This is a genomic window from Ruegeria sp. (assembly GCF_028066395.1).
Lineage (GTDB): Bacteria > Pseudomonadota > Alphaproteobacteria > Rhodobacterales > Rhodobacteraceae > Ruegeria.
In genome coordinates this window covers 16207-33430 of the sequence record NZ_JALCBM010000012.1, presented here as the reverse complement: position 1 = coordinate 33430, position 17224 = coordinate 16207, and the positions used below count along the sequence as shown (strand labels likewise).

Below are 17224 nucleotides of genomic sequence, written 5' to 3'. Positions count from 1 at the left end.
GGCCAGGTCCAGTGCCGTGCTGTACCGTGAGTGAGGGTGCCGCCCCGGACCAGCGACGGCAGTATTTCAGTGTGGTCAGGCGCCGACCGCCATGCGGGTTTCGTCAACCCCGCCAGCCTGCGGGTCGCGCAATACATATCCCCGGCCCCAGACCGTTTCGATATAGTTCTCGCCCCCTGTCGCATTGCTGAGCTTTTTGCGCAGTTTGCAGATAAATACGTCGATAATCTTCAATTCAGGTTCATCCATGCCGCCATAGAGGTGGTTCAGGAACATCTCTTTCGTCAGGGTCGTGCCCTTGCGCAGACTCAGCAGTTCCAGCATCTGGTATTCCTTGCCGGTCAGATGCACCGTTTTGCCCTCAACCTCGACCGTTTTGGCATCGAGATTCACCGCCACGCGGCCGGTATTGATGATCGATTGCGAATGCCCCTTGGACCGGCGGATGATCGCGTGAATGCGCGCCACCAGTTCTTCGCGATGGAACGGCTTGGTCAGATAGTCATCCGCGCCAAATCCGAAACCCTTGATCTTGCTTTCCGTGTCATCCGCGCCCGACAGGATCAGGATCGGCGTTTCGACCCGTGCGATCCGCAACTGGCGCAGCACCTCATGCCCGTTCATGTCAGGCAGGTTCAGATCCAGCAGGATCAGGTCATAATCATAGAGTTTCGCCAGATCGATGCCTTCCTCGCCCAGATCCGTCGCATACACGTTCAGGTTGGCATGGGTCAGCATCAATTCGATGCTTTTGGACGTTGTCGGATCATCCTCGACAAGAAGAATACGCATTTTCACTGCTCCAATTCAGGTCAATCTTTCGAATTCGAGTTAAGCCTGAACAAAAATGGTTAATCTGACGTTACCGTATATTCATTTATTCACCTTCTCCCTTAGGTTGTCGATATTTTTTTAATGCGGTCACTTTCAGCGCCCCTTCACCATGTTCGGCGACCAGCGTGACCCAGCCGTTGAACTCTTCATCGCTGATGCCGTATTGCTTTTTGGCCTCCGACAGGGTGATCAGCCCGTAAAGCACCCCCCGCACCACCAATATCTTGCGCGAGGCCACCCATCGACGCGTGTCGGCGGGGGGCAGATCGGCGCGGGTCAGTATCGACCCGTCCGGCAGGGTGACCGATCTTGGCCCTTCCACTTTGTGCAAATACATCCTTGAACCCTTTTCCAGCTGCATCAAAGCTGCGCCCAGCCTACTTAAAACTGCGTGAAACCGCCCCTTGAGAGTGTGTAGAATTTTCCTATATTCTGCCGGTCTTTCTTAACCCGGACTGGAATCGCCATGGCCCTCGCCGCCGAGACCCAACTCAATTCGCTTGGCTTTGCCAAACCGCCCTCGGAAACGCGGGTGGTTGTGGCCATGTCGGGCGGTGTCGACAGCTCGGTCGTGGCGGCCTATCTGGCGGATCAGGGTTATGACGTGGTGGGTGTGACGCTGCAGCTTTATGACCATGGCGCGGCGCTGGCCAAGAAAGGTGCGTGCTGTGCGGGGATCGACATCCATGACGCGCGCCGCGTGGCCGAGGAGCGTGGCTTTCCCCATTACGTTCTGGATTATGAGAACATCTTCAAGGACGCGGTGATCGATGAGTTCGCCGACAGCTATCTGGCGGGCGCGACCCCTGTGCCCTGCATTCGCTGCAATGAGCGGGTGAAGTTCAAGGATCTGCTGGAGACCGCCAAGGACCTTGAGGCCGACTGCATGGCCACCGGTCACTATATTCAGCGCAAGATGGGCGCGAAAGGCCCGGAATTGCACAGTGCCGAGGATGCCAACCGCGATCAGTCTTATTTCCTGTTCTCGACCACACCCGAGCAGCTGGATTTCCTGCGTTTCCCGCTGGGTCACCTGCCCTCCAAGGACGCCACGCGCGAGATGGCGGCGCAATATGGGCTGGCGGTGGCGGACAAGCCCGACAGTCAGGACATCTGTTTCGTGCCCAACGGCAACTACGCCAGCGTGATCGAGAAACTGCGCCCCGGGGCCGCCGAACCGGGTGAGATCGTGCATGTGGATGGCCGTGTTCTGGCGCAGCATGACGGGGTGATCCACTACACCATCGGTCAGCGCCGAGGTCTGGGCATCGGCGGCCTGAGTGAGCCGCTTTATGTGGTCAAGCTGGACGTGGACAAGAAACAGGTGGTCGTCGGCCCGAAAGAGATGCTGGCCACCCGCGTCGTGCCTGTGCGTGAGATCAACTGGCTGGGGGATGAGCCCTTCACCTCACGCAAGGAATGGCACCTGTCGGTCAAGGTCCGCTCGACCCGCCCGCCGCGTGAGGCAATTGTCCGGTCCTTGTCGGACACGACAGCCGAGGTTGAATTGCTGACGCCCGAGGAAGGGATTTCTCCGGGTCAGGCCTGCGTGTTCTATGCGGGTGAAGGCAGCCGCATCTTTGGCGGCGGCTGGATCTGGCGCGGGTATTAGGCCTCGACGGGCTCAACCTCGGGTTCGATCTGGATTTGCAGCGCATCGTTGAATCTGTTGAACGCGCCGGTCAGGGCGATGCGCCATGTCAGCTCGACGATCTGCGCATTGCTGAACCATTGGCGCAGGTCATGGACCTCGGCATCGTGCATCCGGCCTGACCGCGTCGTCACCGCCTGCGCATAGCGCACCACGGCCTTGTCGCAATCGTCCAGTTCCGGGTGTCCCTCGACATCCGGCAACCGCGCGGCCCCTTCGGGGCTCAGCCCTTCAACGGTCAGCAGCGGAGTGTGATGCGACAGGCAATAATCGCAGGCATTCAGCCTGGAAACCGTCACCATCGCCAGCTCTAACGCGCGGCGTGGCAGAGTGTCTTGCGCACGCAAACCGGTCAGCATCCCGGCGACATGTTCCAGCACCGCCGGGCTGTGGGCCGCCACCCGCGCCCAGTTGTCGAAGGGGCCGTATTCACCCAACGCGACATGGGCCGCCTTGGCGGAGGCGGTCATCTCAGAGTCGGTCAGGGGTGGGATACGGGTCATGGGCGCTCTCCTCTATCCGCGTGATATTGCAAGGGGTTGAGGCCACGACAACCGCCGGGTGATCACAAGGCAGAGATCACAGCGCGTCCGTTGGCGTATTCAGCAAGATATAGAGCCCGACGCAGACCATGATATACGGCGCGATCCGGTCCAGACGCGCGACCCGTGGCCCAAGGCTCTGCGCATGCGGCGCGCCCCAGGTTGCAACAGCCACCAGCACCACAGCCGAACAGAAGGCCCCCGCAAGGGCGGCGAGCCGGAACACAGGCGTCGAATCCGCCAGCAAAGGTGTCATCACCGCAAAACTGTCGATGGACAGGCTGAGGAACAGGGTCACGACCGAGGTCACGGCGCCGCTGGGCTCGGTCTCCTCCGTTTCGGCGCCGGTGAATTGTTGCCAGATGCCACGCAGGCCCAGAACCAGCGGCACGATCCCCAGATAGCCGATCCAGCTTGGGATACCGGTCTGGCTCAGCCCGCTGGCGACTGCCATGGCCAACGACAGGACAATGACCTGCGCCAGGGCAAATCCAATCACCGCACGGCGGTGTTCCATCACCAGCATCAGGCCCAGCAGCACGGCCAGATTATCGAGATTGGTCGAAATCATCGCCACCCCGGCTGAGGCTGCAAACAGCGCGTAATCAAACATCGCGCGGCATGCAGTCCAGAACCGCCTTGGCGGCGCGCAGACCTGGGGCCTCACCCCCACGGCCCAGGCGGGTCATGGTCAGATCCATCGCCTGTCGCTGCGCATCGGGCGCACCCGCCACCTGTGACAGCGCGGCGGCGATCTTGTCCGGCTGACAATCGTCCAGCAGGCATTCCGGCACCGCCCGTGTGTCCGAGACCAGATTGACCAGCGTCACGGTGTCCAGTTTCACCATGCGTTTGGCGATCAGCGTGGTCAGCCAGTTCAGGTTATAGGCAATCACCATCGGCGTTGCTTGCGCCGCCAGTTCCAGCGAGACGGTCCCCGAGGCCGCCAGCGCCAGCTCGGCCGCGCCAAAGGCCGCGCGTTTCTGCGCCTGCGCCTGATCTGCGGTCCCCGTGCGCGGGTCGACGACAACCGGCTGGCCTGGCCAGTTCTTGACCTGCGCCGCTACGGCCTCGACCATATGCGCCACGGTCGGAACCACGACGCGCATATCCGGGCGATCCTGCAGAAACTGATGCAGCGCGGCACCAAAGATCGGGGCCAGCCGTTCGACCTCACCCCGCCGCGACCCGGGCAGCGCAAGGACAATCGGCGCGTCCCCCAGATCATGGTCTGCGCGAAACCGGGCGATGTCCTGATCCGAGGCGACGGGTTCGTTCACCACCGGATGGCCGACAAAATCGCACTCCATCCCGGCGCGTTCCATATAGGGCGGCTCGAATGGCAGCAGGGCCAGAACATGGTCGATCACCTTGGCCATCTTGTCGGCCCGCCCCGGACGCCAGGCCCAAACACTGGGGGCGACGTAATGAACGGTGCGGATCGTGCTTTGCGCCTTGACCAGTTTAGCGACACGCAAGGAAAAATCGGGGCTGTCGATGGTAATCAGCACATCCGGCTGCGTGTCCAGCACCGCCTGCGCCGTCTCGGCAATGCGGCGTTTGAGGTGGAAGAATTTGGGCAGAACCTCGACCAGCCCCATGACCGAAAGCTCATCCATGGGAAAGCGGCTGGTCAGGCCCTGTGCCTGCATCAGCGGACCACCGACCCCGTCGAACTCCACATCCGGCACAAGGGTTTTCAGCCCTTCCATCAATGCGCCGCCCAAGCGATCGCCCGAGGGTTCTCCGGCGACCAGAAAGACACGCATCAGACGGCCCGCTCGCGCACGGTCAGGAACAGGCCCAGACGGTTGCATTCGGCGAAGACCTTGTCGCGATGCAGAACCAGCACGCCGCCCTTTTCGATCACGATCCCCGACAGGCCCGCGGCCACGGCGGCGGAAACGGTATCGGGGCCAATGGCAGGCAGGTCCGCGCGCCGGTCCTGATCGGGTTTGGGGCCTTTGAACAACACGCCGCCACCGGCATCGGGGCGCTGGGTCAGGGATTGCAGCATCCAGGCGGTGCCAAAAATGCTCTCAACCGCCAGAGCCTGCCCTTTCAGCACCACGCAAGCCTGCCCGATATCGGCAACGCCCATGGCGCGCAAGATACCTGCGGCGCGGTCGGCATCACCCAGATCAGCCTCCGAGGGTTGCGCCTCGGTCAGGCAACCCAGCGGCGGCAGCAGGTCCGGTGCAATCTCATGCGCGGCGCGGACGGTCAGACCGGCGTCTTCGAAAATACCGATCACGGCGCGCAAGGCACCATCGTCACCGGACATGATCGCTTGTTGCAGGATCGGAACCAGAGGCATTGTCGCCGCATCAATCCGCGCCGGATCAACCTTGGGCCGACGCACCGCGCCCGCCATGCATAACTGAGTGACGCCGCGCGCTTTCAGCTCGGCAATGAAGCTGCCCAGCTGTTCCAGCGGGAAGGTCAAATCGGGGGTCAGGGTATCGGGCTCAAACCCCTCCATCGCGCAAATCAGGGGCCGTTCGGGCAATGCCGCCACGACCTGATCCGGCAAAACGCCCGTTCCTGCAATCAGTGCCAGCATCGGGCTACTTCCCCGGTGTCAGGAAAGATCGGTCCGTCTCGCCGGTCACAAAATCGACGATGCGGCGGACATATTCGCTGTTGGCATCCTCACCCACGCGCTTGGCACGGTCCATGAAGGTGCCATCACCATCAGAAAGCTCACGGAAGGCCGCGCGCAGGGCCGAGATATCCTCACGCGCCACACCGCGCCGCTTGAGGCCGACGAGGTTCAACCCGTCCAGCTCTCCGCGCGGGGCCTGAACCAGACCGTAGGGAATCACGTCCTTGGCCACCATGGTCAGTGCGCCGATGATGGCGCCCTGCCCGACCCGCACCCATTGATGCAGGCCCGAGATACCGCCGACGATCACGTCATCCTCGACAATGCAATGACCCGCCGCACCGGCATGGTTGACCATGATCACCCGGTTGCCGATCTGTACATCATGCGCCACGTGGACCCCGGCCATCAGCAGGCAATCGTCACCAATCCGAGTCACCCCGCCACCGCCCTCGGTGCCGGTGTTCACGGTCACATGCTCGCGAATGCGGTTGCGCTTGCCGATCTCCAGCCGGGTGTTCTCGCCCCCGAATTTCAGGTCCTGTGGAATCTCACCGATGACCGAGAAATTGAAGATCACGCTGTCTTCGCCGATCCAGGTATCGCCGGTGACCACCACATGCGATTTCAGCTCGACCCGGTCGTCCAGACGGACCTGCGGGCCGACATAGCAAAACGGCCCGATGGTACAGCCCTGCCCGATCTGGGCCCCGTCTTCGATAATGGCGCTGGGGTGGATGCCGCTCATGTCGTTTTTTCCATGTCCCAGTCGACATAGGCCGAGAACTCGGCCTCGGCTGCGACCTCACCATCAACCGTGGCGCGGCCGCTGAATTTGAAGATCTTGCCACCCTTCTTGCCGCGCACGGTTTCCACATGCATCTGAAGGACGTCGCCGGGGATGACCTTGCGGCGGAATTTGCATTTGTCGATGTTCATGAAATAGATCAGCAGTTCGCTGTCGATCACATCCATGCCCACGCCCAGCATGACGCCTGCGGTCTGGGCCATCGCCTCGACAATCGTGACGCCGGGCATGATCGGGGTTCCGGGGAAATGGCCCTGGAAATGCGGTTCGTTCATGGTGACATTCTTGATACCCACGGCGGATTGATAGCCGTCGATATCCACTACCTTGTCGACCAGAAGAAACGGATAGCGATGGGGCAGAATGCGCTGAATCAGCTGAATGTCGGCACTCTTGGTTTCCGTGGTCATGGTGCAGATGTCCCGTGTTTGATTGTTCGTCGTTCCGCGTGGTTAACAATACCGGCCCTCAAGGGCAAGCAATGCTATTCTTCCCGCCCCTCTTCCAGCGCCAGACCGTCGCCGATAACCGCATCGATCCGGGCGATGGCCGCATCGGTGATATCCGACGCGTCCGAACTGAGAAACACGCTGGAGCGTTCGATGATCATTGAGGCCCCGGTTTCGCGCATCAGTTCGATCAGCACGGGCTGGGCCATTTCGATAAAGATGACGCGCGCCTCTTCGCTGCGTCGGGCCAGAACCTCCAGCTTGGCGCGCTGGCTTTCGCGGTGGGATTGGACCTTGTCGTCGAACGCTTCGGCCAGAGGGCGGAATTCCTCGGGTGTCAGTTCGGCGCGCTGTTCTGTCAGGTCCTTTTCCTCTTTGCTGAGCGCGGAGACGATGCGTTCGTTTTCCTGCGCCAGAATTGTGCTTTCGGCCTCAATCTCGCGAAACACGCGCTGGCCATAGGCCGAGCCGGAGAACAGCCGCTCACCCGAGATGGTCAGGACGCCCGTTTGCGGCACGCCCAGTTGCTGCGCCTCGGCTGTTGCCAAACCGAGGGTCAGGAAAACACACAGGGCCCGGATCGGGCCCTGCATTCTGTTCATCAATCCACCGATCATTCAGACCTCAGAACCGGGCCTGAATGGTCAGGTCAAAGTTCTGTTCCTTGTCGAAGCTTTCCTTTTTCAGGGCTTTCGAGAAGTTGAACCGCAGCGGACCAAAAGGCGTGTCCCACAGGACCGACAGGCCAACAACATGGCGGAGCGCCCCGTTGGCACCGACGATATTGGCCCCTGCGGTGTTCACGTTGTCGATGTTGTAAAGGTTGCCCACGTCATAGAAGACACCACCACGCAGCCCCAGCTCCTCGGGCAAGCCCAGCGGGAAATCGGATTCGAACCGGGCCACCCAGTAGTAGTTACCACCGATGGCGTCATCCTGACCGTTCGACAGGTCGCGGGGGCCAAGACCCGCAGGCTCGAACCCGCGGAACACGTTCGGACCCAGCACGAAACGGTCCAGCGTGCGGCTGAAATCGCTGCCGGTCCAGTTCAACGCACCCAGTTCCAGAGTGGCGCGCAGAACAACCTCTTCGTTCAGCACCCGTTGCTGGGCGATGGCGCGTGCAGTGGTCTTGATGTATTCGCTGTCGCCACCAACACCGGCAAAATCGACATTCGCCTCAAACAGAACACCGGCATTGGGGTTCAGACCACCCAAACGGCTGTCATAGACATAGGACAGACCGATCGAACTGGCGACCCGTTCGCCCTGCGCAATCTCGGACGCGATCACCGCACCATTTGTCTGACCGCTTTGCTGTGTCATCTCACTGCTGTTCCAGCCATAGCGCAGGCGCAGAGACGACAGCTCTCCGATCGCATAACTCAGCTGCGGGTTGAAGAAGACGCTTTTGGTGTCAAAGCTGGCAAAGCTGGAGTTGGTTGTCGCCAGACCAAGCCCCAGATCAAAGCGCAGCTTGCGGCCCAGAAGGTAGGGTTCGGTGAAGTTCACCACATATTGCTCGGAATCCTGTGCGGTCGACAGGGTAATACCCAGATTCTGACCCCGACCTAGGAAGTTGGCCTCGTTCAGACCAATGGCAATCCCGAAACCATCCGAGGCCGAGAAGCTACCGCCCAGGCTGAGCGAGCCGGTCGGCTGTTCCTCGACATCCACGTCCACGATGACCTGGCTGGGGGTCGACCCTTCGCGGGTTTCCACATCGGCCACGGCAAAGAAGCCAAGCGCCCGGATGCGTTCCGCGCTCTGACGGATTTCGCGCGGGTTGAACGGGTCACCCTCGACCGTGTCGAACTGACGACGGATCACCTGATCCAGCGTGGTGGTGTTGCCCTCGATATCGATGCGTTCCACGAAGATGCGCGGACCCTTGGTCAGCACGAACTGCACGTCCAGCGTCAAATCGCGATCATTGCGGGTGACGCGCGGCTCGACCCGCAGGAAATCGACGCCCTGTTTCAGGCCCAGCCGTTCCTGCCGGGCAATCGAGTTTTCGATCAGCGTGGGTGAATAGACCACACCGGGCTTCAGCTTCAGCGCATCCTGATAGGCTGCCGCATCCACACCGGGTATTTCGCTGACGGTCGAGATATTGCCAAACCGGAACTGCTGCCCCTCGGTGACGTTGATGACCAGGAAGAACGCGTCACGCTCCTGCGTCAGTTCCACATTGCTGCTGTTGACGCGGAAATCGGCATATCCACGCGACAGGTAGAAATCGCGCAGCACCTGTTTGTCGAACTCGATCCGGTCGGCGATGAACGTGTCGCCCCGAATAAAAGTCCGCAGGAAGTTGGCCTGTTTGGTTTCCAGCACCCGACGCAGACGACGGTCGGAATAGGCGCGGTTGCCGACAAAGCTGACCCGTTCGATCTCGATCGTGGTGCCTTCGGCGACCTCAAAAACCAGATCGACGCGGTTGTCGCTGCGGCGGATGATGCGCGGAATGACCGTGGCCGAGATACGGCCCTGTGACGAATAGACCTGAGCAATCAGGTCGGCATCGGCTTCGGCAACCTGCGGGATGAACACGCGCCGTGTCTCGGACGAGATCACATCCAGCAGCACATCATCCTTGACCCGGCGATTCCCTTCGATGCTGATCTGGTTGATCGTCGGGTATTCCTGCACTTCGATGACCAGCGTGCTGCCGCGCGGTGTCAGTTCGACTGTCTCAAAAACGCCACTGTCAAGCAAACGCTGAAAGGCGTCATTCAACTGGCCTGCGCTGACCGTTTGGCCCGGTTCGATTCCCGTCCGCGCGATGATGGTCGAGGTCTCGATGCGCCGGTTGCCTTCAACTTCGAAGTTGGTGATCGTGAAAGTCTGCGCCTGCGCGGCGCCCGGCAAAGCCGTTAAACTCAAGGCAGCAAAGAGGAAAAGAACCGCTAGTGTCTGCCACAAAATCTTGCCTTGCGACCGGATCAAGCCGCAGGATGTGCCCGTGCCTCTGCTCACTGCCATGTTTTTTCTCTACCCAGATTTTTCAGACTTTAGCTGCTGAGTAGCGGGTCTGGCCCGTCTTGTCAAAAGACCAAACGGCACAGATGCGCTTTAAAATTCGCGCTCAATTTCGGGAATATGTGGAAGAATCACAGGCCGACGAAATAGGCACCGGCGGCCAGCGCCAATGCGGTCACGCCAAAGCTGAGCAGCGTGTCCCAGTTCAGCATGAACAGGTAACTGAAACTCTGATAGGATTTTTGCAGCGCCTTGGTCATGTCGACGGTATCCGTTGATGTATCTCAACCCCGGATTGTAACCGTCAATTAAGGCGATTTTGCGTCGGAACCGTGCCGCTGATGCCTTATTGCCCTTTGCGAAAATCTTCCATCAAGGGGGTCGCAAAGGGCTACTTTCAGCAGAACAGATCGTTGCTGACCGAAAACACCATCAGCGACAGGATCATCGTGATGCCGATTCCCATCAGCACCCGCAGCGCTTTGTCGCTGGGCGGCTTTCCGGCCACGGCCTCATAGGCGTAGAACACCAGATGCCCCCCATCCAGCGCCGGGATCGGGAACAGGTTCAGCAGACCCACGGCGGTGGACAGAACCGCGATGAAAAAGATGAAATTCTCGGCCCCCTGGCTGGCCATCGCACCGGATGTTTCGGCAATGCCGATGGGCCCCGAGATATTGCAGGTGCTGATCGCGCCGGTGATCATATGCCAGATCCCCGACAGCGACCCGTCGATGATGCGGATCGTCTGATTGACCCCGCCGGACAGCGAAGACCACAGCCCCGCCGGAACCGTTTCAGGCTCCAGCATCATGCCGCCGACGATGCCGATGCGCCAATGGGTGACGAAACCGCCATCTGCGCGCGGCTCATCGGTGCGGCGCGGGGCCAGTGCAAATTCCAGTTCGGCCCCGTCACGCCAGACATTCAACAGCAAAGGCCGCCCGTCCGAGGCCTCGACCCGGGACTTCAACTGCTCAAAGGCAAAGATCGGTTCACCATCCACGGCGGTGATCACATCCCCCGATTGCAACTGGATATCCATCGCGGCGCTGCGCGGGGCAACCTGCTGAATCAGCGGTGGAAACGGCCACGGGGCTTCGACGTCCAGCGTCTCACCATCACGATTGACGGTGTAATCCAGAACCGGCTGCAGTGGCAGTTCATCAGTGAACTGGCCCCAAGTGCGCTGATCGTCGAAATCCGGCGTGGTGATGCCGGCAATGGCGACGATCTCATCCCCGTCCTGCAACCCCTGCACCGTACCGGGCAGCGGGTGCAGCGCGCCGACGGTCAGCGGCTCGCGCGAGACACCCTGAGACCACAGGATCAGGCCGAAAACCAGAATGGACATGACAAAGTTGAACACCGGCCCGGCCGCAACGGTGGCCGCCCGCGCCCAGAGTGGCGCGCCATGCATGGTGCGCCGCAGCTCTTCGGGGCTTTGTTCGGTGATCTCTTCCATCGCCGCTTCGTCCTTGCCGGACGCGGCATTGGAATCGCCAAGAAACTTGACGTAACCGCCCAAGGGCAACAGCGCGACCTGCCAGCGGGTGCCGCGCTTGTCCATGCGGCTCCACAACACCGGGCCGAACCCGATCGAGAATACCTCGGCATGGATGCCGGACCAGCGGCCAACGATGTAATGGCCATATTCATGCACCGCGACGATAACGGACAAAGCCACGACAAAGGCCAGTACGGTATACAGCACGCCGCCGAATTGGGGGATCAAAGAGAATATGTCCAAAAGTCTTATCCTGCTCGTTCTAGTACGGCTTCATCCACCCACTTACGTGCCAGATGGTCCGTTTGCTGCACGTTATCAAGGGTCAAAGCGGCATCAATAAGGCTGTCTGTGGCGTCAAACCGGTCAAGAACCGCAGCCACCATATCGGCCATGTCCAGAAAGCCCACGCGACGGGCGATGAAATGATCCAGTGCGCGTTCCTTGGCGGCGTTGAAAACGGCACCGGCCAGCCCGCCCCGCGCCATCACCTCACGCGCCAGACGCAGCGCCGGATATCGCGCCTCGTCCGGGGCGGTGAAGTTCAGCTGTCCCAACCCGGCAAGGTCCAGACGCGGCACCGGCAGCTCCTGCCGTTCGGGCCAGTGCAGCGCATAGCCGATGGCGTGGCGCATATCCGGCGCGCCCAGATGGCTGAGCACCGCGCCATCGCGGAACCCGACCAGCGCATGAACGATGGATTCGGGATGCACCAGCACCTCGATCCGGTCGGGATGGATGCCGAAGAACTCTTTTGTTTCGATAACTTCCAGTGCCTTGTTGAACATCGACGCACTGTCGATGGTGATCCGTTGTCCCATGGCCCAGTTCGGATGGCTGGACGCCTGTTCAACCGTGGCATTCGCCAAATCACTCAGCGGCCAGTCGCGGAACGCGCCGCCGCTGGCGGTGATGATAATACGTTCGACCGCGGCGATATCCTCGCCCACCAGCGCCTGAAACACGGCTGAATGCTCGCTGTCCACCGGCAGCAGGCGCGCGTTATGTTTGCGCGCGGTGTCCAGCACCAAAGGCCCGGCACACACCAGCGTTTCCTTGTTGGCCAAAGCCAGCGTCGCACCCTGTTCCAGCGCAGCAATGCCCGGGGCCAGACCAGCCGCGCCGACAATGGCCGACATCACCCAATCCGCCGGACGCGCTGCGGCCTCGGTCAGGGCCGCCTGCCCGGCTGCGGCCTCGATCCCGGTGCCAGACAGGGCGCGGCGCAGATCGTCCAAACGGTTGTCATAGGCGGTCACCGCCAAATCCGCGCCCAGACGCTGCGCATCCTGCGCCAGCTGCGCGATATTGGCCCCTCCGGTCAGGGCAACCACATCATAGGCTGACGGGTCGCGCGCGATCAGGTCGATCGTGTTCTGCCCGATCGACCCGGTTGCGCCAAAGATCGATACTTTACGCATCACATCCCCCCGGGTGCGTAAATCAGCCCCGCCAGCAAAACGAACAGCGCGGCCCCCATCATTCCATCAAACCGGTCCAGAAACCCGCCATGACCGGGAATCAGGTTCGAACTGTCCTTGACCCCGAACCGCCGCTTGGTGGCACTTTCGACGATATCCCCCGCCTGACTGGCCATGGACGCCAGGACCGAGATCATGACGAACAGCACCCCAAACCCGGTATAGGCCGCAAAGATAGCGCCCACCACGGCGGCGGCCACCCATCCCCCGGCCGTACCGGACCACGTTTTCTTGGGACTGACCCGAGGCCAGAATTTCGGCCCGCCAAAGGCTTTGCCGACAAAATACCCCGCCACATCGGTGACCACGACAACCGAGATCAACCAGACCATCCAGCCAAAGCCCATATTCTCGCGGATCGAGATAAAGCCCAGCCCCGATGCGGCTATCCAGATGGCAAACAGTGCATAAATGCCCCGATCCCGGCTGATCTGCCCTGCCCCGACCAATGCCGGTGCCAGCAGGAAGGGCAGTTTATAAAGCGGCGGCAGGTGAAAGCTGAGAACAACGGCCACGCCGGTCAGAATGGCCAGTTGCACCGCCAGACCGCGCCGGTCGGGGTCGACCATGCGCACCAGTTCCCAGGTCATCAGACCACAGGCCGCGGCAATGAACGCTTCGAACCACAGCCCGCCCAGCCAGACCTCAACCGCGCCGATCAGCACCAGAACTGCCGCAGACAAGACCCTGGCCGTCAGATCGGACCATCGGCCATCGCTCATGCCGGAACCGCTCCGAACCGCCGCTCGCGCGCGCCGAAGCTGCGGCAGAGCCGTTCCAGCTCGGCTGCGGTGAAATCCGGCCACAAGGTGTCGATGAATTCGTATTCCGAATAAGCCGACTGCCAGAGGAGGAAGTTCGAAATCCGCGCCTCGCCACTGGTGCGGATGACCAGATCGGGATCGGGTAAAACTCTTGTGTCCAGATACTTTGGCAGCGTCTCCTCATCCACATTATCGGGATGCAGACGGCCTTCGGCCACATCGCGGGCCAGACGTTTGGTGGCGCGCGCCACCTCGTCCCGACCGCCGTAATTCAGCGCGACGGTCAGGTGGACAAGGTCATTGTCCTGCGTTTCCCGCTCTAGCGTGTCCATCAGATCGGTCAGCTTGGAATCCAGCCGCACCCGGTCACCGATGAACCGCACGCGAATGCCGTTTTCCTTGAGGGTCTGCGCCTCTTTGGTGATGTAGCGGCGGAACAGGCTCATCAACCCGGCCACTTCGGCCTGCGTGCGTTTCCAGTTCTCGGTCGAAAACGCAAAGACGGTCAGATATTTGATCCCGAGGCCCGGGCAGGCTTCAACCACCTCGCGTACACGCCGCGCACCAGCATGGTGGCCAAACAGCCGGGGCCGCCCCCGCGCCTGCGCCCAGCGGCCATTGCCGTCCATGATGATCGCCACATGTGTGGGGCCAAGGGCCTGCGTATCCTGAGGGTCTCTGGGCATATGCGCGGATCAGACCTGCATGATCTCGGCTTGCTTGGTCTCAAGCGCCTCATCCACGGCTTTGATCATCGCATCGGTCAGATCCTGAACCTCGGATTCCCAAAGCTTCTGGTCGTCCTCGGACATGCCGTCCGCCTTGGCCTTCTTGATCTGATCCATGCCGTCACGACGCACGTTGCGGATCGAAACCCGCGCGCTTTCAGCATATTGCCCGGCGACCTTGGTCAGATCGCGGCGGCGTTCCTCGTTCAGCTCGGGGATCGGTAGCATGATGATGGTGCCATTCAGCTGCGGATTGATGCCCAACCCGCTTTCACGGATCGCCTTTTCAACCTTGCCGACCAGAGACTTATCCCAGACATTTACAGTAACCATGCGCGGTTCGGGCACGTTCACGGTGCCAACCTGATTGATCGGCGTCATCGAGCCATAGGCGTCGACCATCACCGGCTCCAGCATCGAGGCCGAGGCCCGTCCGGTCCGCAACGAGGCAAACTCGGTCCTCAGATTGGCCATCGCACCGTCCATACGGCGTTTCAGATCATCGGTGTCCAGTTCGAAATCGTCAGACATGCTGCTCACTCCCCCGTCTTCAGGTGCTGTTGGATGGGTCATAAGCCATCGGAATTGGGATGTATAGCAATCATGCGCAGGAATTGTGTCAAGGACTAGGTTTGTTTCTGTCCAAGCGACAATTCCTCCGGCGGGAAAGACCGGCCATCGTCGGGCCGGTCTTCCAAATCTTGCGGATCAGGCGTTCACATCGACCACAACACGGCCCTTGACCTGCCCCTGCAGGATATCAGCGCCCAGTTGCGGCAAATCGGACAGGGTTGCAGGAAGGATCATCGCCTCCAGCTTGTCTATCGGCAGGTCGGTGGCAATCCGCTGCCAGGCCCGCACGCGGTTATCATAGGGCTGCATCACGCTGTCGATGCCCAGCAAGTTAACCCCGCGCAGCAGAAAGGGAATCACACTGGCAGGCAAACCTGCCCCGCCCGCAAGACCCACCGCCGCGACCGAGCAGCCATACTTCATCTGCCCCAGCACCCGGGCCAGCATCGCGCCGCCCACGGCATCCACACACCCGGCCCAGGCTTCGCTTTCCAGCGGGCGTTTGGTGGTCTCGTTCAACTCATCGCGCGGCACGATGGTCGTGGCCCCCAGCGATTTCAGATAATCGCCGGTTTCAGGCCGCCCAGTCACCGCCGCCACCTCATAACCGAGATTGGCCAGAATCGCCGTCGCAACCGAACCCACGCCACCTGCAGCGCCCGTCACCAGAACCGGACCATGCCCCGGCTGCAACCCATGATCCTCCAACGCCATGACCGCCAGCATGGCCGTGAACCCTGCCGTGCCCACGGCCATCGCCTGCCGCGTATCCAGCCCATCCGGCAAGGGCACCAGCCAATCGGCACGCGCATTGGCTTTTTGGGCATATCCACCCCAATGCGCCTCACCCACGCGCCAGCCGGTCAGGACCACCTTGTCGCCGGGCTTGTAGCGATCGTCCGAGGACGCCTCGACCGTACCGGCATAATCGACCCCGGGAATATGCGGATAGCTGCGCACCAGTCCGCCGCCCTTGGGCGACAGGCACAGGCCATCCTTGTAATTCACCGTCGAATACTCGACCGCAACCGTGACCTCTCCCTGCGGAAGATCGTCCAGCGCGACCTCCTTCACCGCCGCACTGGCCAGTCCGCTTTCCTCATCCTTTTCAACAACGAGCGCATTGAACATCACGTTATCTCCCTCCAAAACCTTCATCTTTTCCCAAATACTCCCGCCGGAGGCGGCCTGACGGTGCCAGAAATCACCGCCAGAAATTCGACTGCACCTCGGCCCACCGCATTCCGTGCTCGGTCAACACCTCAACCCGTGTGCCCGCATCCCAATGCGACCGATCGACCATGCCAATGGCGACATTCACCCCGAACTCAGGCGAATAAACGGCGGATGCGATCTGACCCACTTGCCGCCCAGCCGCCATCAACGGCCAGGATTGCGCGCATGGCCCGATCTCACCCTCGATCACCATCGGGCGGATGATCCGGGGCGGACCGTTTTCTGCCTGATCCGCCAGCGCCGCCTTGCCGATATAGTCGTCCGGCGCATTACAGAACCGGCCCAGCCCGCATTCATAAGGCGTATTCTCGCGCCGCATGTCCGAGCCGAAGCTGAGCAACCCGCTTTCGATCCGCTCGATATTGTTCGGACAGCCCGCGCGGACCTTCAGGTCGTGACCGTTGGCAAACAGGCACTCCCATAACGGCATGCCGTAATCGGCACCGTCGACATAAATCTCAAACCCGCCCTGTTTGGACCAGCCGGAGCGGGCAACGACAAACTCGGTATCCTCAAAGGCCAGACGCTTGTACCGGAAGAACCTGATATCCCGCACCGCATCGCCAAACACCCGCGCCATCAGATCGTCCGCCTTGGGACCTTGCACCGCAAGGGGGGAGACATCCGGCTCGGAAACCTCAACATCCAGCCCCAGCGCAATCGCGATTCCCAAAGCGAATTGCCACAGATCACCGTCGGCGACCGATAGCCAATAGTGATCGTCGGCCAGTTTGATCGCCACCGGATCGTTCAGCATTCCGCCGTTCTGATCGACGATGGGCACATAATAGCACTGATCTGCCTGCATCCGGTCCATGTCGCGCGGGCTGAGCAGCCGCATCAGGCGCAGCGCGTCAGGCCCCTTGATCTGCACCTGCCGCTCGCAGGCCACATCCCAGACCTGCACATGCTGTTTCAGATGCGCCGCATCGGCCTCGACACTTTCAAAGAAGGTCGGCAGCAGCATGTGATTGTAGACGGTATAGCCGCCGACCCCTGCGGCCTCGACACCGGGTGAAAACGGGGTTTTGCGCACGCGGCGGCTGGGGGTGATGACGGCCATG

The 17224-nt window shown here is 61.1% G+C and carries 19 protein-coding genes; 1 reads left to right on the top strand and 18 read right to left on the bottom strand.

The genetic code is table 11. The features are described 5' to 3' along the window. Nucleotides 1-75: 75 nt before the first annotated feature. Nucleotides 76-792 carry a response regulator transcription factor gene (locus MPJ51_RS05975; protein WP_298383191.1) on the bottom strand — a complete coding sequence of 239 codons (717 nt, stop codon included), beginning with the start codon at nt 790-792 and terminating at the stop codon, nt 76-78. A gap of 85 nt (nt 793-877) precedes the next feature. Next, nucleotides 878-1171, bottom strand: coding sequence for a DUF1153 domain-containing protein (locus MPJ51_RS05970; protein WP_298383303.1), 294 nt, complete (start codon nt 1169-1171; stop codon nt 878-880). A 129-nt stretch (nt 1172-1300) separates the two neighbouring features. Here MPJ51_RS05970 and mnmA point away from each other — a divergent pair, with 129 nt between their 5' ends. Beyond that, nucleotides 1301-2446, top strand: coding sequence for a tRNA 2-thiouridine(34) synthase MnmA (gene mnmA / locus MPJ51_RS05965; protein ID WP_298383188.1), 1146 nt, complete (start codon nt 1301-1303; stop codon nt 2444-2446). On the opposite strand, the gene MPJ51_RS05960 is transcribed toward mnmA, so the two are convergent. The 16 genes from MPJ51_RS05960 to MPJ51_RS05885 form a co-directional block, all read right to left on the bottom strand. Further along, the gene (locus tag MPJ51_RS05960) at nt 2443-2988 is read right to left on the bottom strand and encodes a carboxymuconolactone decarboxylase family protein (protein ID WP_298383185.1); all 546 of its coding nucleotides are present in this window, start codon (nt 2986-2988) and stop codon (nt 2443-2445) included. The genes mnmA and MPJ51_RS05960 overlap by 4 nt on opposite strands. A gap of 76 nt (nt 2989-3064) precedes the next feature. Beyond that, nucleotides 3065-3640, bottom strand: a complete 576-nt coding sequence (locus MPJ51_RS05955; RefSeq protein ID WP_298383183.1) for a hypothetical protein — start codon at nt 3638-3640, stop codon at nt 3065-3067. Beyond that, nucleotides 3633-4796 (bottom strand): lipid-A-disaccharide synthase, encoded by a 1164-nt coding sequence (gene lpxB, locus MPJ51_RS05950; protein ID WP_298383179.1) that lies wholly within the window; start codon nt 4794-4796, stop codon nt 3633-3635. Before lpxB ends, MPJ51_RS05955 begins: the two co-directional genes overlap by 8 nt. Beyond that, nucleotides 4796-5590: a UDP-2,3-diacylglucosamine diphosphatase LpxI gene (gene lpxI / locus MPJ51_RS05945; protein WP_298383176.1), complete on the bottom strand. Its 795-nt coding sequence runs from the start codon at nt 5588-5590 to the stop codon at nt 4796-4798. The genes lpxB and lpxI overlap by 1 nt, the downstream gene beginning before the upstream one ends. Nucleotides 5591-5594: 4 nt before the next feature. Continuing rightward, a complete protein-coding gene (lpxA, locus tag MPJ51_RS05940) occupies nt 5595-6380 on the bottom strand; it encodes an acyl-ACP--UDP-N-acetylglucosamine O-acyltransferase (RefSeq protein ID WP_298383173.1) in 786 nt (261 codons plus the stop codon). Then, on the bottom strand, nt 6377-6850 hold the full coding sequence (gene fabZ / locus MPJ51_RS05935; RefSeq protein WP_298383170.1) for a 3-hydroxyacyl-ACP dehydratase FabZ: 474 nt from the start codon (nt 6848-6850) through the stop codon (nt 6377-6379). Before fabZ ends, lpxA begins: the two co-directional genes overlap by 4 nt. A gap of 74 nt (nt 6851-6924) precedes the next feature. After that, nucleotides 6925-7491 carry an OmpH family outer membrane protein gene (locus tag MPJ51_RS05930; protein ID WP_298383165.1) on the bottom strand — a complete coding sequence of 189 codons (567 nt, stop codon included), beginning with the start codon at nt 7489-7491 and terminating at the stop codon, nt 6925-6927. A gap of 22 nt (nt 7492-7513) precedes the next feature. Beyond that, a complete protein-coding gene (bamA, locus tag MPJ51_RS05925; RefSeq protein WP_298383162.1) occupies nt 7514-9874 on the bottom strand; it encodes an outer membrane protein assembly factor BamA in 2361 nt (786 codons plus the stop codon). 128 nt (nt 9875-10002) lie between these two features. Continuing rightward, the gene (locus tag MPJ51_RS05920) at nt 10003-10131 is read right to left on the bottom strand and encodes a hypothetical protein (RefSeq protein ID WP_298383159.1); all 129 of its coding nucleotides are present in this window, start codon (nt 10129-10131) and stop codon (nt 10003-10005) included. 137 nt (nt 10132-10268) lie between these two features. Continuing rightward, on the bottom strand, nt 10269-11621 hold the full coding sequence (gene rseP / locus MPJ51_RS05915; RefSeq protein WP_298383156.1) for an RIP metalloprotease RseP: 1353 nt from the start codon (nt 11619-11621) through the stop codon (nt 10269-10271). Between the two features lie 5 nt (nt 11622-11626). Beyond that, entirely contained in the window at nt 11627-12799 is a 1173-nt protein-coding gene (gene dxr, locus MPJ51_RS05910) for a 1-deoxy-D-xylulose-5-phosphate reductoisomerase (protein WP_298383152.1), read from the bottom strand. Then, nucleotides 12799-13581 (bottom strand): phosphatidate cytidylyltransferase, encoded by a 783-nt coding sequence (locus MPJ51_RS05905; protein ID WP_298383149.1) that lies wholly within the window; start codon nt 13579-13581, stop codon nt 12799-12801. Before MPJ51_RS05905 ends, dxr begins: the two co-directional genes overlap by 1 nt. Further along, nucleotides 13578-14309: an isoprenyl transferase gene (locus tag MPJ51_RS05900; protein ID WP_298383146.1), complete on the bottom strand. Its 732-nt coding sequence runs from the start codon at nt 14307-14309 to the stop codon at nt 13578-13580. Before MPJ51_RS05900 ends, MPJ51_RS05905 begins: the two co-directional genes overlap by 4 nt. 9 nt (nt 14310-14318) lie before the next feature. Continuing rightward, entirely contained in the window at nt 14319-14882 is a 564-nt protein-coding gene (frr, locus tag MPJ51_RS05895) for a ribosome recycling factor (RefSeq protein WP_298383142.1), read from the bottom strand. 177 nt (nt 14883-15059) lie between these two features. Further along, nucleotides 15060-16055, bottom strand: a complete 996-nt coding sequence (acuI, locus tag MPJ51_RS05890) for an acryloyl-CoA reductase (protein WP_298383139.1) — start codon at nt 16053-16055, stop codon at nt 15060-15062. A 73-nt stretch (nt 16056-16128) separates the two neighbouring features. After that, on the bottom strand, nt 16129-17223 hold the full coding sequence (locus tag MPJ51_RS05885) for a dimethylsulfoniopropionate demethylase (protein ID WP_298383136.1): 1095 nt from the start codon (nt 17221-17223) through the stop codon (nt 16129-16131). Nucleotide 17224: the final 1 nt, after the last annotated feature.